The 15,103-nt window shown below is 36.8% G+C and carries 9 protein-coding genes and 2 pseudogenes; 10 read left to right on the forward strand and 1 reads right to left on the reverse strand.

The window, feature by feature from the left end:
• Positions 1-117: 117 nt before the first annotated feature.
• From CARFE_RS0113140 to CARFE_RS15275, 3 genes and pseudogenes are all read left to right on the forward strand, one after another.
• On the forward strand, positions 118-828 hold the full coding sequence (locus CARFE_RS0113140; RefSeq protein WP_028052909.1) for a rhomboid family intramembrane serine protease: 711 nt from the start codon (positions 118-120) through the stop codon (positions 826-828).
• Positions 829-1,115: 287 nt separating this feature from the next.
• A complete protein-coding gene (locus CARFE_RS15270; RefSeq protein ID WP_028053065.1) occupies positions 1,116-1,532 on the forward strand; it encodes an Hsp20/alpha crystallin family protein in 417 nt (138 codons plus the stop codon).
• Between the two features lie 322 nt (positions 1,533-1,854).
• Positions 1,855-2,331 (forward strand): annotated as a pseudogene (locus CARFE_RS15275) (zinc-binding dehydrogenase); the annotation flags it as partial.
• 536 nt (positions 2,332-2,867) lie between these two features.
• Here CARFE_RS15275 and CARFE_RS16070 read toward each other — a convergent pair.
• Positions 2,868-3,209 (reverse strand): annotated as a pseudogene (locus CARFE_RS16070) (IS481 family transposase); the annotation flags it as partial.
• A gap of 273 nt (positions 3,210-3,482) precedes the next feature.
• On the opposite strand from CARFE_RS16070, the gene CARFE_RS0113160 reads away from it, so the two are divergent.
• From CARFE_RS0113160 to CARFE_RS0113195, 7 genes are all read left to right on the forward strand, one after another.
• A complete protein-coding gene (locus CARFE_RS0113160) occupies positions 3,483-3,875 on the forward strand; it encodes a PgaD family protein (protein ID WP_028053066.1) in 393 nt (130 codons plus the stop codon).
• Positions 3,876-3,909: 34 nt separating this feature from the next.
• A complete protein-coding gene (locus CARFE_RS0113165; RefSeq protein WP_245570805.1) occupies positions 3,910-5,142 on the forward strand; it encodes a glycosyltransferase in 1,233 nt (410 codons plus the stop codon).
• A 97-nt stretch (positions 5,143-5,239) separates the two neighbouring features.
• A complete protein-coding gene (locus tag CARFE_RS0113170; protein WP_028053068.1) occupies positions 5,240-7,246 on the forward strand; it encodes a PAS domain S-box protein in 2,007 nt (668 codons plus the stop codon).
• 305 nt (positions 7,247-7,551) lie between these two features.
• Positions 7,552-9,996 carry a type I restriction-modification system subunit M gene (locus tag CARFE_RS0113180; RefSeq protein ID WP_034542167.1) on the forward strand — a complete coding sequence of 815 codons (2,445 nt, stop codon included), beginning with the start codon at positions 7,552-7,554 and terminating at the stop codon, positions 9,994-9,996.
• A complete protein-coding gene (locus tag CARFE_RS0113185) occupies positions 9,989-11,194 on the forward strand; it encodes a restriction endonuclease subunit S (RefSeq protein WP_028053070.1) in 1,206 nt (401 codons plus the stop codon). Before CARFE_RS0113180 ends, CARFE_RS0113185 begins: the two co-directional genes overlap by 8 nt.
• Positions 11,195-11,219: 25 nt before the next feature.
• A complete protein-coding gene (locus CARFE_RS0113190) occupies positions 11,220-14,423 on the forward strand; it encodes a type I restriction endonuclease subunit R (RefSeq protein ID WP_028053071.1) in 3,204 nt (1,067 codons plus the stop codon).
• A 5-nt stretch (positions 14,424-14,428) separates the two neighbouring features.
• Positions 14,429-15,100, forward strand: coding sequence for a M48 family metallopeptidase (locus CARFE_RS0113195; protein ID WP_028053072.1), 672 nt, complete (start codon positions 14,429-14,431; stop codon positions 15,098-15,100).
• Positions 15,101-15,103 lie beyond the last annotated feature (3 nt).

A 15,103-nucleotide genomic window follows, 5' to 3' on the forward strand; every position in this document is an offset into this window, starting at 1 on the left:
AAAAAAAGTATTTTTATGACTATCTTTGATGAAAAAGAAGTAAATTCTATTATCTCTACCCCCGACTTTAAAGCCTCCAATCTAAATTAACTCTGTAAAGAGAAAAGGAGAATAAAGATGATACCTTTAAGAGATGTAAACCCGAGCCGAAAATTTCCGGTGATGACAATTTTAATAATCCTGGCCAATGTGCTTGTATTTATTTTTCAAATTTCACTTCCCCGGGAGACGAGCGAGCTTTTTTTGCATACCTTTGGTTTTACTCCCCTGCGCCTGACCGAAGGATTAAGACAAGGTTTATTATCAGAGGTAGTCTGGAGTGGAGTAACCATTTTTACCAGTATGTTTTTACATGGAAGCTTTATGCATCTTATTAGCAATATGTGGGCTCTCTGGCTTTTTGGGGATAATGTGGAAGAACGCATGGGGCACTTAAAATTTTTATTGTTTTATTTTTTAAGCGGGATTGTAGCAATGACAGCGCATTACGTATTTAATTTTACTTCGGACATTGTTGCAGTTGGGGCTTCGGGAGCAATTGCCGGAGTGATGGGGGCTTACTTTGTCCTTTTTCCCTTTGCTAAAATTGTGACTTTGTTTTTTTTAATTTTTATCCCAATTTTTATTGACGTTCCGGCTTTCATTTATATTGGCTTATGGTATATCTCGCAGCTATCCAATGGCATCTTAACTTTATTTGGCCCAGTTTTTGGCTTTGGGATAGCGTGGTGGGCCCATATCGGAGGTTTTTTATTTGGGATGTTAGTGGGTCCAAAGTATAAACGGCGAAAAAGGACTATTTATTTCGACGACTATTTTATTGTTTAGGAAATTATTCTTTGATTCTTACTGTGGAACTGCAGCAAATTTTGAGGAAGTGCTTATAAAGTATTTGGCGGAAATACGTCAATAAGAGGAAAGAAATAAAATACCAAGAAATATTTAGCAAATGATTGATATATAATTTTAATCAGCAATAAACAGCGATAACGTTTATTTTTCAAAAATAACTTTTCTTGCACAAAAGTCAGGAAAAGTCAATAATTATAAGTGGAAGGTCAAGGAAAGTTAAAATAAAAATAAAACCTAAAAATCTATGACAGGGGGTGGTAGCCATGCTCATGAGAAGATTTGATCCGTTTAGAGAAGTGTTAGATTTAAATCGCCTGTTTGCCGAAGCTTTTGCACCGATTGGTAGAGGTGTGTCAATCCCAAGGGTAGATATTCTTGATGAAGGCGATGAAATATTAGTTAAGGCAGAACTCCCTGGCATAGAAGATAAGAACCAGATTGAGCTGTATGTCCAAAACGATCATCTAATTATTAAAGGACACGTTAAAGATGAAATAGAAGCGAGAAACGATAAATTCTACCGCAAGGAAATATTTGCAGGCAGCTTTGAGCGAGTAGTGTACTTGCCGGTAGAAGTAGAACCTGCTAAAGCTACTGCTGAATATAAAAACGGCATTTTAAACATCAGGCTCAAGAAGGCGCAGGATAACCTGCGAGGATTTAAAGTGGATATCCAATAATCCTCCTCTCCCCGAAGTTTTAAGGCTTCGGGGTTTTTTTACTTATTTAGTTTTTGTAGCTTAAAAATTAGAAGAATAAGTATTACTTTTTGTGTAATTTTATAAGATTACCGGAATAGTTAATCTCCGATTGATGTAGCAAATCGGTGATTTTTTTGTTCTTAATTTGCAGTAAAGAAAATTGTTGAAGCTAAAACCTTTAATGAATAAAATATCATATGGAATAAATATACAGGTAAGAGTTAAAGACAAAAGAGCGTAAGCGTTTGCGGAGTTTTCCGGTGTATTATCTGAAATTTCAAAATAAAAACTTGGTGCAGGTTTAATTATTGCTGTGGAGTCAGTCCCCAAACGCCAGGAACTTGCTAAACATTTTGGGGCTGATATTATTGTTGACTTTACAAAAGTAGACCCGGTGGAGGAGATTTTGAGATTAACGGGTGGAAAAGGAGTTGATTCCGCAATAGATGCGGTAGGGTCGCAAATAATTTTTGAGTCTTGCGTAAAGGTTACCCGACCCGGTGGCACTATTTCTAATGCCGGCTACCATTCAAAGGGCGATTATGTTATGATTCCCCGTTTAGCTTGGGGGGTAGGAATGGGTGAAAAGAATATTAAAACAGGATTATGCCCGGGCGGCAAAGAACGCCTTAGCCGTTTACTTAGACTGATTGAGACGGGGAAAATTGACCCAACTCCATTAACAACTCATAAATTCAAATTTAGTGAGTTAGAAAAAGCATTTAATCTTATGAAAACTAAGGAAGATGGGGTAATTAAGCCGCTTATCATTTATTGATATTTGTTAGTAAAATTTTTTACTTTCCGTCCCATTTGTTCAACGAGAGAAAGCGTCTCTTTTTATGAGGGGCGCTTTCTCTTATTTTTTCTGAATTTATCAGTTACAACCTTTGAACCTTTAGGTAAAGAGAGTTATTTTACCAGTAGCATCATCAATATAGCCATGGAAAGTGAGGTTTTCCCTGATATTAAGCCAGTTAAACGTGAAAGCATCTATTTGAATTTCCCATTAATTACCTTTGTTATAACTGTAAGAACAACTCGTTTTTCATAAGCGAATTTTATCACGATAATCTACAAGGTGACAATATCACAGATTAATAACAAAGGCTACCTAAATTCTTGACACATTTTAAAATTGAAAATAGAATAGTGTTCGTAAACTATTTTGGTTTTTTGGGGGTAGCTAAGTATGATTTTGACCGAATGCAGCAAGTAATTTTTAGAGAAATTAATTGATCTATTCCCAAAAACGAATGTTCCAGTTCACTACGAAACAATAGCGAATGCACTTGGTGTCAGCAAGTGGACGGCTTGGGTACTTTCTAAGTCAAAAGGGTCGTAACAGAGATCAGCAAGCAAGTCGCCTGGTAGATAAAACAGGATGTATCACAGAGAAAAGCTTTCCGGCATTCTTCAAGAGGCTTAAAAACCGGAAACGCAGGGTAACCTTCTGGAAACGGTTAGCCGGAGTTTCATTGTTTAAAGAGCTTTGCGGGTGGTGGTTATACCTTTCTTCAACCCAAATCGCAAAAAGCTGGTTAAGTTCTGCGAAGGTCTTAGGGTGTTGCAGCTCTATTTCGGCTATAAAGCCTCAACGTTACGGTTAAAACGTTCAATTTTATCCTTAGATTCAGGAAAATAAGGCTTGGTATTTCATAGGTCTCTTCTAAAACTGGCCGCTTCTGGGCAAGATAAGTTCCAAAATAATTTACGATCGAAGTGCGTTGTTATGGGAAAGTCTTCGGTGAGGGGGGCATCAGCTCCGTAAATCTTGCTCGAAGACTTTTCCTTTTTCTCCTTCTTCAAATTTTTTCTCCGTTTATTTGCCAGGATAAAAATTCCTTTTCTAATTGGCCATGAGCTTCGAGCAAGGTATGGTTATTTTATGTGGGTAGAAACAGTATTGCGATTAAAGGAGTTCTGCAAATGAAGAAAGATAAATTTCTCAAAATAAAAAATTCACTTCGTTTTATGAGAAATTTAATTTTAACTTTTGCGGCATGGACTGTAATCTTATATTTAATAAACAATGTAATAATCGCAATTGGATGGTTTTTAATTTCGCTTTTATGGAAAAAAGAATTATTAATACCACAAAGTATGAGATATACTGTCTATACAATTTTTAAGATACAAATTTATGCAATTGCAGTATTTCTAACAATGATTCTGTGGGCAAAGTATAATTATAAAAATTATTTTTCTAAAAACAAAAGAAAATTAGAAAGTTTAAACCCCGATAATTCGGTAACAAACTTATCATGGAAAGAAGCAGTTTTCGATGTAAATGCACAAAAAATAAAAGAAATAATTCATTAGAATGAATTAAAGATAAAAAAATATTTCTGATATATTGGCGTATTTTATTTTCTTTTATCCAATTATCATGAGCATTGTTTGGATAATAGGTGGACTTTATTTTTGGGCACGTAGAGAAAGAAAACAGACGCAAAAACCAGAATCTAACATTAATTATCCTCCAATTACAATCTTAGTACCTTGCTATAATGAAGAGAACACAATTGCTAATTTATGCACACGATTAACTAAACTTAAATATCCTGACTACCACGTAATATTCATTGATGATGCATCAACAGATTCTACTGCTGATATTATTAGAAAATTCGTTTATAAAACTAATAATTTTCATTTGTTAAGGTTAACTCAAAACAGCGGAAAAGCAAACGCATTAAATTATGCCTTATTTAATTTTGTAAATACGCCAATTACCGTTATTATTGATGCGGATACTATAATCGTAGAAAATTCACTATATGAGATAGTAAAACCCTTTCTTTTTCAACCAAGACTAGGTGCAGTGACAGGAAATCCTATCGTAATGAATAAAGAATATTTTTTGGAAAAACTGCAAGCTGCCGAATTTGCCTCCATAATTAGCCTAATAAAAAGGTCACAGAGGGTAATTAGTAGAGTTTTAACAGTTTCAGGTTGTTTTGCTGCTTATAACACCAAAGTTTTGAAGGAGATTGGAGGTTTTTCACCGTTTACTGCAACAGAAGATATAGATATAACTTGGAGAATACAAAAACATTTTTATGAAGTATGGTTTGTGCCACAAGCAATTGCCTATATACAAGTGCCGTCAAATTTAAAAGAATTTTTTAAACAGAGAAGAAGATGGGCTTTAGGTGGTTGGCAATTGCTAAGAATACATAAAGATGTTTTTACTTCTTGGAAATACCGAAGGCTTTGGCTTATTTATCTTGAGTTCATGTTGAGTTGTGTATGGGGTATTTCATTTGTTATTGGTTCAATAATTTGGCTTATAAATTTTATTTTCCACACGGATTTTTATTTTTTTGTATCACCTTTTCCACAATGGTATGGTTCTATAATATCTTTAGTATGTATAACTCAATTTATTGTAGCAATTTTTGTTAATCATCAGTATGATAAGAAACTTTGGAAAGAACTTTTTTGGATTCCTTGGTATCCACTCTTTTTCTTCTGCTTTGGAGCATTATCTATAGTTGCAACATTACCTAAAGGACTTTTTGGTAGTATGGAAAAAGCTGGTATATGGAAGAGCCCTGAACGGAAAAAAATTAATGTTTCAATTTAAGAAGTAAGTATGTAAATTATTGAGTTTTTTATTTGAATTGCATGATTAAAAAATAAAATTATGGTAAATACCGATTTAAAGCAGGGGGTCTTCTTTTATGAATGAAGTTATGCCTAAGAAAATCCTGATTGTAGAAGACAGCAGGCTTAATGCACAGATAACAGCGGATATTTTGAACAAGTATGGATATGAAACAGAAATAGTGCGGCAAGGCGAAGAAGCTGTGGAAAAAGCTAAAAGCGGTCAAAACCCTGCTCTAATTCTTATGGATATAGAGCTTATGGGCAAATTAGATGGCATAGAAACAGCTCGTATAATACAGCAATTTAAAGACATTCCTGTTATATTCCTTACTGCTAATACCAATAAAGAAATTATGGAGAAAATTAAGTCGGTTACTGGCTATGGCTACATACTGAAAGGCGTAGGCGAATACGTGCTTATATCAACAGTTGAAATGGCTCTTAAACTTCACGAAGCAAATATGATGGTCAAACAAAGCGAAGAACTGTTCCGAAATATGTTTGAAACCAATGAGGCGATTATGTTACTTATTGAACCAAAGTCAGGACGAATTGTGGATGCTAACAAGTCTGCCTGCCGTTTCTACGGTTACCCAAAAGAGACTCTTGTAGAGATGGATATTGGTAAAATTAACATTACTTCTGTCATAAATAATGATAAAAACTGCATAGAAACGTTTAAACGCAGCTATAACCCCTGTATTTGCATACAACGATTAGCAAACGGTGAAAAGCGTTTTGTGGAGATATATTCAACTGTTGTCAACTATCAAAAGAAAGAGCTTCTTTATTTAATAATTTTTGATATTACTGAACGCTGGTATGCTGAAAAGGAATTAAAGTTTTACCATCATCTTTTTGAGAATTCTCCGAACGAAATGTATATATTTCACTCTAAAACATTAAAATTTATCTCTGCAAACCGCAGGGCAAGAGAAAATTTGGGATACAGCTTAGAAGAGCTGAAAGAAATGACCCCCCTTGATTTGAAGCTTGAATTTGACATGCAAAGCTTTAAGGAACTCCTTGCTCCTCTATACGAAGGGGAAAAAGAAATTATTATCTTTAACACAATTCATCGCAGGAAAGATGGTTCTACTTATCCTGTCGAAGTGCGTTTATTGCTTATAGAGTCCGCAAAAGGAAAAGTATATATGGCAATTGTAATTGATGTAACAAAACAGAAAACGTTAGAAAGAGAACTGCAGGAAAGGAACGAAATTTTAAGCACGATAATGAAATCTGCAGGAGACGCTATTATTATGATTGATAATAAAGGGGAAGTTACTTTCTGGAATCCTGCAGCAGAACGAATATTTGGCTATACTAAAGAAGAAGTAATGGGCAAAGAACTGCACAGGTTTATGATACACGATGAACGTCTTTATCAGTTATATAAAGAAGCGTTCAAGAAATTTCAATTAAGTGGTAGAGGGAGTGCGGCGGGAAAAACGATTGAATTAAAAACAAAACATAAAGAGGGTCACGAAATTGATATAGAACTCTCGCTATCTGCTGTAAGAATAAGAGATGCGTGGCATGCAGTAGGAATTGTGCGAGATGTAACCGAACGCAAAAAAATTGAAGAATTGCTTTATCAGCAATCCATAACTGATCCATTGACAAATGTTTATAATCGTCGCTTTTTCATGCAGATGCTGGAACAGGAGATGGAACGCACACGGCGAAATGGCAAACCTTTTTCAGTTATTATGTTTGATATAGACCATTTTAAGAGCGTAAATGATCATTTCGGTCATGCTGCAGGGGATATGGTTCTAAAGAACATTGCTGATATGGTAAAGAAGAGGATACGCAAAACAGACTGTTTTGCACGATGGGGTGGAGAAGAATTTATAATTCTTTTGCCTGAGACTTCTATAAAAGATGCTGTAGGTTTAGCCGAAGAGCTTCGAGAAAGACTAATTAGCATGACATTACCAGAAGTAGGGCATGCCACGGCCAGCTTTGGTGTAGCTAGTTATAGGCCATCGGATACAATTGATACCATTCTTTTACGAGCAGACGACATGCTTTATGAAGCGAAGGCTTCTGGGAGGAATTGTGTGAAAAGTGAGTAAAGGATTTGAATATAATGAAGCATTTAATATATTAGCTAATTCTTATATGTATTCCTTTACCTCCATCACTTCTCAAATTAAGTGGCCGCAAATTTTGTTCACTTTATTCGACCAGGCAGTTTTTATACTACCTGGCCATTGATGGCAAAATATCACGTTCCCGGGTCAAAGGCTCAACTTTATAGCTCTGGGTAATTTGGACCAGAGGCATAATTTGCTAAATAATAAATAACATTAACGCACAGCAGGTAAAGATATATTTTTGGCGAATAACAGTATTGATTCTAAAATTAAGGGTGAGGTTAATGGCAGTGGCAACGGAAAAAATAACATTAGCGCAACTGGAGACCCATCTTTTTAAAGCAGCAGATATTTTGCGGGGAAAAATGGATGCTTCCGAATACAAGGAATACATCTTTGGTATGCTTTTTTTAAAATATACCTCTGATGTTTTTGCTGCTAAGAAATTGGAGCTGGAAAACATGTATAAAACCTTAGGCTTTTCTGATGAACAAATTGAGATATTAACGGAAGACCCCAATTCATACGATATTTTTTATGTACCTCCAAAAGCCCGCTGGGAGTACATACTTAACTTAAAAGAGGACGTAGGGAACCAGTTGAATAAAGCTCTGGCTGCTTTAGAGGAAGCAAACCCTGAGCTGGATGGCGTTTTAAAGCATATTGATTTCAACGCAACTAAAGGAAAAATAAAGCTTAAAGACCAGCAGTTAATTGACCTTATCCATCACTTCAATAAATACACTCTGACTCCGGAAAGCTTTGAGTTTCCAGATTTGTTGGGTGCAGCATATGAGTATCTTTTAAAAGAATTTGCTGATTCGGCCGGGAAAAAAGGCGGCGAGTTTTATACTCCTGCCGGTGTCAAAAAACTGATGGTAAGGCTGGTTAAACCCGGCGAGAACATGACCGTTTACGACCCGACGGTTGGCTCGGGTGGCTTTTTGATTGAAGCTTTTCACTATGTAGAAGAGAAAGGGCAGGATCGTTATAATTTAGGACTTTATGGGCAGGAACTAAACGGACTGACCTGGTCGATTTGTAAAATGAACATGATTTTACACGGTATTTCAGATGCCCATATTGAAAATGAAGATGTTTTAACCACTCCGATGTTTTTAGAAAACGGGTATATCAAGCGCTTTGACCGGGTGTTGGCCAATCCCCCTTTTTCCGAAAATTATACCCAGGCAAACATGCAGTATCCCGAACGGTTTAAATACGGTTTTACACCCGAAACCGGCAAAAAAGCTGACTTAATGTTTTTACAGCATATGATTGCCAGCTTAAAAGATGATGGGATTATGGCCACGGTTATGCCTCATGGCGTTTTGTTCCGGGGTGGACAGGAAAAGGTAATCCGGGAAGGGATTGTTAAAGAAGGTATAATTGAAGCAATCATTGGGCTTCCACCTAAACTTTTTTACAATACCGGGATTCCGGCCTGCATCATAGTGATTAATAAAAATAAACACGAACATTTAAAAAATAAAATTTTATTTATCAATGCCGACCGGGAATACGGAGAAGGAAGAAATCAAAACTTCTTACGCCCTGAAGATATCGAAAAAATTGTAAATGTCTTTGATGAGAAAAAGGAGATACCTGGCTATTCAAGACTGGTTGATATAAAAGAAATTGAAGAAAATGACTTTAATCTTAACATCAGAAGATATGTAGATAATTCTCCGGAGCCAGAGATAGAAGATGTGCGGGCTCACCTTGTCGGCGGGGTACCTTTACGGGAAGTAAGAAGGTATGAAGAGCAGTTTAAAAAATTTGGAATTTCCTACGCTATTCTTTTAGAAAAAAAAGATGAGCATTATTTAGAGTTTAAAGATTTTATAGCAGAAAAAAGTCAAATAAGAGACGTCATTGAAAATGCCAATGAAGTGAAAAATACCATAGCAAAACATCAGGAAATGCTTTTAAACTGGTGGCAGGAAATAGAACCGGAGATTTTAGAGTTTTACGGAAGAAATAACCTCTGGAGCTTTAGAAACGCTGCCCTGAATAAATTAAAGGAAAAACTTTTGCCTCTTGGAACTCTTGATGAGTTTAAAATTGCCGGCGTTTTCGTGAACTGGTGGGAAGAACTTCTTTATGATTTTAAGAGTATAGCTGCTACCGGCTGGAATAAAAACCTGGTGGATGATGAAAGGATTAAGGAAAAATATTTCGGGAAGGAAATCGAAGAAATAGAAGAACTGGAAAGTAAAATTGCGGAAGTAGAAGGCGAACTAAATGAACTTTTAGATGAAGTTGAAGAGTGGGATGAAGAAGAGCAGGGAGAGAAAACGGCAAGCAAAGTAAAAAATCATCTAAAAGAGCTGGTAAAAGAATTGAAGGAAAATAAGAGCGAATCGGCAATTAAAGAAGCTAAAAAATGGGAAGAGTTATTGGCTAAAATAGCTGAAAAAGAAAAAGAAATTAAAAATGCCCGTAGCCAAAAAACGCAAAAAGAAAAAAATCTTGAAAAAGAAGTTTCCCGAAGAAAAGAAAACTTAACCGAGGAAGAAGTTAAAGAGCTTTTACTGGAGAAATTTTATGATTTTATTGATAAGCAGCTTGAAAAGTATCTAAATGCGGAAAAGAAAGAAATCATAAAGATTTTTGAAAATCTCTGGGATAAGTACAGGGTATCGCTTTCTGAACTTACAAGAGCAAGGGATGAAGAAGTAAATAAGCTAAATGAGTTTTTGCAAAAACTGGGGTGTTACTATGAATGAGGAATTAAAAGTGCCAGAGGGATGGAAAAGGGTTAAGTTGGGAGATGTTAGTTCTATAAAGACAGGAAATAGCAACGTACAAGATGCTGTAGAAAATGGAATGTATCCTTTATTTGATAGGTCTGGTGAAGTCAAGTTAATTAACAACTATATTTTTGATTGTGAGGCAGTTATATTACCTGGTGAAGGGGTTGAGTTTGTTCCAAAATACTTTGATGGAAAATTTAATTTACATCAGAGAACTTATGCTATTTTTGATTTGGAAAAAGAAGTTAATGGCAAGTATTTATATTATACAATTTTTTACTATCGTGGGTACTTTTCAAAAAATGCTGTTGGTTCGACTGTAAAGTCCTTAAGATTACCAATAATTAGAGATTTTAAACTTATATTGCCAACATTATCTGAACAACAAAAAATCGCCGAAATCCTTGAAACTGTAGATAATGCCATAGAAAAAACTGACGCTATTATTGAAAAATATAAACGCTTAAAACAGGGGTTAATGCAGGAGTTACTGACAAAAGGTATTGAGGAAAACTGGCAGGTAAGGGATGAAAAAACCCATAAATTTAAGGATTCGCCGCTGGGGAGAATTCCGGAAGAGTGGGAAGTGGTGAAATTAGGAGAACTAGTAGATTCTTCAGCAGGTGGAACTCCAAGCAGAGAAAAGCCTGAATTTTATGGAGGAAACATAAGATGGCTTAAGTCTGGGGAGATAAATAAAAAATATATTTTTGATACAGAAGAAAAAATAACGAAAAAGGGACTTAGATTTTCAAACGCCAAAATTGTTCGTGCGAATACGGTAGTTGTTGCAATGTATGGAGCTACTGCTGGTCAAGTGGGAATAATTAAAAATAATATGGCTACCAACCAAGCAGTTCTTGCCTTAAAAATTCCAAATGAAAATCTATTATACAATGAATTTTTATTTTATGTACTTACTAACTTTATGCAAAGAACTCTTTCAAATTTACAGGGTTCCGGGCAACCTAATCTAAGCAAAATAATTATTGATTCTAGTATATTTATTCTTCCCCCTCTTCCAGAACAGCAACGCATTGCTGCAGTTTTATCTCAAATCGACGAAGCGATAGAAAAAGAACAGGCTTACAAAGAAAAGCTTGAAAGAATTAAAAAAGGCCTGATGGAAGATTTACTGACCGGGCGGGTCAGGGTTAATTCCCTGCTTTAAGTATTTGGTTTGGGAGGCTTCTCAAATGTACAGTAAGCTTGATGAGGAGCATTATGTAGAAAATCCCTTCTTAGCCCAGCTTCTAAGGCTGGGCTGGAAGGTATACCGGCAGAATAAAGATAACCCCGAAGAGATAAAAGAGATTACTTCATTTAATTCAGCTTTTGAACCGTCATTTGGTGAGTCGATTAAGTTCAGAGAAAGCTTTAAAGAAGTAGTTTTAGAAGGCGTTTTAAAAGAAAGCCTGAAAAAAATTAATCCTTGGCTTATGGAGGACCAGATAAATGAAGTAGTGCGGAAGATTACCACTCCTCAGGCCAATTCATTTTTGGAAATCAACCGGGAGATTCATGATTTACTTTTAGAAAACACCTCTGTTTCCGAAAACCGCAGGACCGGTGAAAAAAGCCCCACGGTTAGATTTATTGACTTTAGAAACCCGGAAAATAATACTTTTTTAGCTGTATCGCAGTATAAAGTAAACATTCCGGGCACAGAAAAACATATTATTCCCGATATCGTTCTCTTTGTAAACGGCTTACCTCTGGTGGTAGTGGAGTGCAAATCCCCGGCGATTGCCGATCCCCTGACCGAAGCTATAACCCAGCTCATGCGCTACTCCAACAGGCGGGGAGTTAAAGAAGGAAACGAAAAACTCTTCTGGTACAATGTTTTTATGATTGCCACTTCCAATCAGGTAGCCAAATACGGCACCATTACCTCGGACTTTGAACATTTTGTAGAGTGGAAAGACCCCTATCCTTATGCCCTGTCCGAAGTAAATCCTGACGGTGTTGTTACCAGTCAGCAGCTTTTAATTCACGGAATGCTTTCAAAACAGAATTTCCTCGACTTACTGCACACCTTTACCATTTTTAAAGAAGACTCCAAAGGCGGTGTAATCAAAGTAGTTGCCCGCTACCAGCAGTTTAGAGCTGTGAAAAAGATGGTTAAACGGTTAAAAGAGGGGAAAACTCCGATTGAGCGGGGCGGGATTGTCTGGCACACCCAGGGGTCGGGAAAGTCGCTGACCATGATGTACATGGTCCGGGAAATGTACCACCAGCCGGAATTTGGTAGTTTCAAGATAGTTTTTATAACCGACCGGAAAGAATTAGAACAGCAGTTAAGAGACACCTCAAAAAGCGTTGGCTTTACTGTAAATCTTGCGGGAAGCATCGATGAACTTAAACAGCTTTTAAAAACCAAAACTCCCGACCTGGTTATGGCCATGGTGCATAAGTTTCAGGAACGGGATTTAAAACGGGAGTTTCCCGTATTAAATACATCGCCCGATATCCTGGTAATGATTGATGAAGCGCACCGTACTCAGTACAAGCTTTTAGGAGCCAATTTAAGGAACGCCCTTCCCAATGCGGTTAGAATAGCTTTTACCGGAACTCCGATTGACAAGACTGAACAAGAATTTGGCCAGTACATAGATAAATACAGCATCCGGCAGGCAGTAGACGATGGTGTTACCGTAGAAATAGTTTATGAAGGCCGGGTCCACAGTGCCGAACTTTCCGATGAAGAAGCGGCCAATGCCAAATTTGAGGATGTCTTCCGGGATGCTGATCAGGAAACAAAACGCCAAATCTTAGGCAAATATACCTGGAAGGCCTATCTTGAAGCAGAAGAAGTAATCAGGGATAAAGCAAAAGACATGATCGACCATTATGTGACGCATATCTTTCCCAATGGCTTTAAAGCCCAGGTGGTTACCGTTTCCCGTTTAGCAGCGGTAAGATATAAAAAGGCCTTAGAAGATGCCTTAAAAGGAAAAATTGCTGAGCTGGAAAAGAGCCAGAACCAGAAAGTAGACCTGGAGACGCTGAAAAAGTTAAAAGTAGGAGTCGTAATCTCCGGTAAGCAGAACGATGAAGCTATCTATCAGCCCTATACCAATCCGGTGGAACACGAAAAAATAATCCAGAGTTTTCGCCTTCCCTTTGGTAAAGTTAACGAGAGTGGCATATCGGGGGATGTAGGCATTTTAGTAGTTCAGAGCATGCTGATTACCGGCTTTGATGCTCCGATAGAACAGGTTATGTATCTTGATAATGTAATAAAAGGCCATAACTTACTGCAGGCAATAGCCCGGGTAAACCGGGTTTACAAAAACAAATCCTGCGGCTATGTGGTGGATTATGTTGGCGTTTTAAAACATTTAGAAGAAGCGCTGGCAATTTATGCCGATGAAGATTTAGCCGAAATCTCTAAGGTTGTTATTAATAAAGCAAAAAGTATTGCTAATTTGCATTATACCCATAGACAGATCGAAGAATTTTTTGCCAAAAATGGCCTTAAAGACTGGCGGTCTCAGGTTAATGATTGCATTGACCTTTTAGTTGACGAAAAAATCAGAAATGAATTTATCATGCTGGTTCGAAACTTCAATCGGGCAATGGATGCGGTTCTTCCGGATGCTGAGGCCTTAAAATATCTAACAGATTTAAAGATATTAAGTTTCATCAAAGAAGCAGCCCGGAATCGGTATCGTGACAGTAAATTGAGTATAAGCGATGCCAGCCGGAAAATAAGGGAGATCGTAGAAGAGTACATCATATCAAAGGGAATTGATCCGAAAATTCCTCCTACCCCGCTTTTAGATGACAAGTTTTTAAATAAATTAAAAGGAAAGCCAGCTAAAGTTAAAGCTCAGGAATTGATAACAGCTATTAAAGAACATATTGTTGATCATTTTGAAGAAGACCCGGAGCTATATGAAAGATTTTCCGATAGATTAAAAAGACTGCTGGAAGAATATCACGAGAAGTGGGAAATACTTGCCGAAGAGTTAGAAAGATTTAGGGAGGAAATTCAAAAGGGCCGGGAAGTAGAAAATACCTTTGGGTTTGAACCTAAGAAAGAAATGCCGTTTTTTGGCCTGCTGAAAAAGGAGTTATTTGGGCAGAAAGCATTTAATGAGCTGAGTGAGGAAGAAATTAATTTTCTTGTTGATTTAACCAGAGACGTAATTGAAATAATTAAGAGAGAAACCAAAGCGGTTGACTTCTGGGAAAGCTACACCAAGCAAAAGCGGTTAAAAACCTATGTAGGAAACCACCTGCTGCAGAAATTAGTTCCAAAATCTTCTACCGGTAAGGGTGTTGCTGAAAATCCTGCTCCCTATCATGCCGATAGCTTAGCAAAAGTAATATTTAATAAAAGAAACGAAATAACGCAAAAACTTCTGGAACTTGCCTATTATCACTACGGGAAGTGAAAAACATGGATATAAAAATTGAAAAAATAATTCGCACCAAAAGAAAGACCATTGCTCTGGAAGTAACCGATAACGCTACTTTAATAGTTAGAGCGCCTTACAGAGTAAGTGAAAGCACCATTCAGGCGGTTATTCGAAAGCACTACAACTGGATTATTAAAAAGAAAAAAGAAGTAGAAGCCCGAGACCCAAAAGTTAACGCTAAAGAGTTTGTTAACGGTGAAGGCTTTTTATATCTTGGAAAGTATTATAAACTTCAGATAGTGGAAGACCAGATCGAGCCACTTAAATTTGAAAATGCGTTTTATCTTTCAAAGAAAGCACTGCCGCATGCAGAAAAGGTATTTACCGAATGGTATAAGAAGGCAGCTTTAGAAAAGATAACTGAACGGGTACAGTTTTATGCTAAGATGGGCGGTTATAAATATTCCCGAATAAATATCACCAATGCCCGGAGAAGATGGGGTTCCTGCTCAAGCAAAGGCAACTTAAATTTTAGCTGGCGGTTAATTATGGCCCCCTTGCCGGTTATTGATTATGTAGTAGTGCATGAACTTGTGCATTTAGAGGAGAAAAATCATGGTAAAGTTTTCTGGACTAAAGTTAAGATTTTAATGCCTGACTACCAAAAACACGAAAAATGGCTAAAAGAAAACGGGTATGTTTTAAAAATTTAACAG

Origin of the sequence: Carboxydothermus ferrireducens DSM 11255 (assembly GCF_000427565.1) — a bacterium.
Classification (GTDB): Bacteria; Bacillota; Z-2901; order Carboxydothermales; family Carboxydothermaceae; genus Carboxydothermus; species Carboxydothermus hydrogenoformans.

Coding starts and splice junctions, on each gene's coding strand:
- CARFE_RS0113140 (WP_028052909.1), top strand. CDS start 118: ATGATACCTTTAAGAGATGTAAACCCGAGCCGAAAATTTCCGGTGATG.
- CARFE_RS0113180 (WP_034542167.1), top strand. CDS start 7,552: ATGGCAGTGGCAACGGAAAAAATAACATTAGCGCAACTGGAGACCCAT.
- CARFE_RS0113160 (WP_028053066.1), top strand. CDS start 3,483: ATGAAGAAAGATAAATTTCTCAAAATAAAAAATTCACTTCGTTTTATG.
- CARFE_RS0113190 (WP_028053071.1), top strand. CDS start 11,220: ATGTACAGTAAGCTTGATGAGGAGCATTATGTAGAAAATCCCTTCTTA.
- CARFE_RS0113170 (WP_028053068.1), top strand. CDS start 5,240: ATGAATGAAGTTATGCCTAAGAAAATCCTGATTGTAGAAGACAGCAGG.
- CARFE_RS15270 (WP_028053065.1), top strand. CDS start 1,116: ATGCTCATGAGAAGATTTGATCCGTTTAGAGAAGTGTTAGATTTAAAT.
- CARFE_RS0113195 (WP_028053072.1), top strand. CDS start 14,429: ATGGATATAAAAATTGAAAAAATAATTCGCACCAAAAGAAAGACCATT.
- CARFE_RS0113185 (WP_028053070.1), top strand. CDS start 9,989: ATGAATGAGGAATTAAAAGTGCCAGAGGGATGGAAAAGGGTTAAGTTG.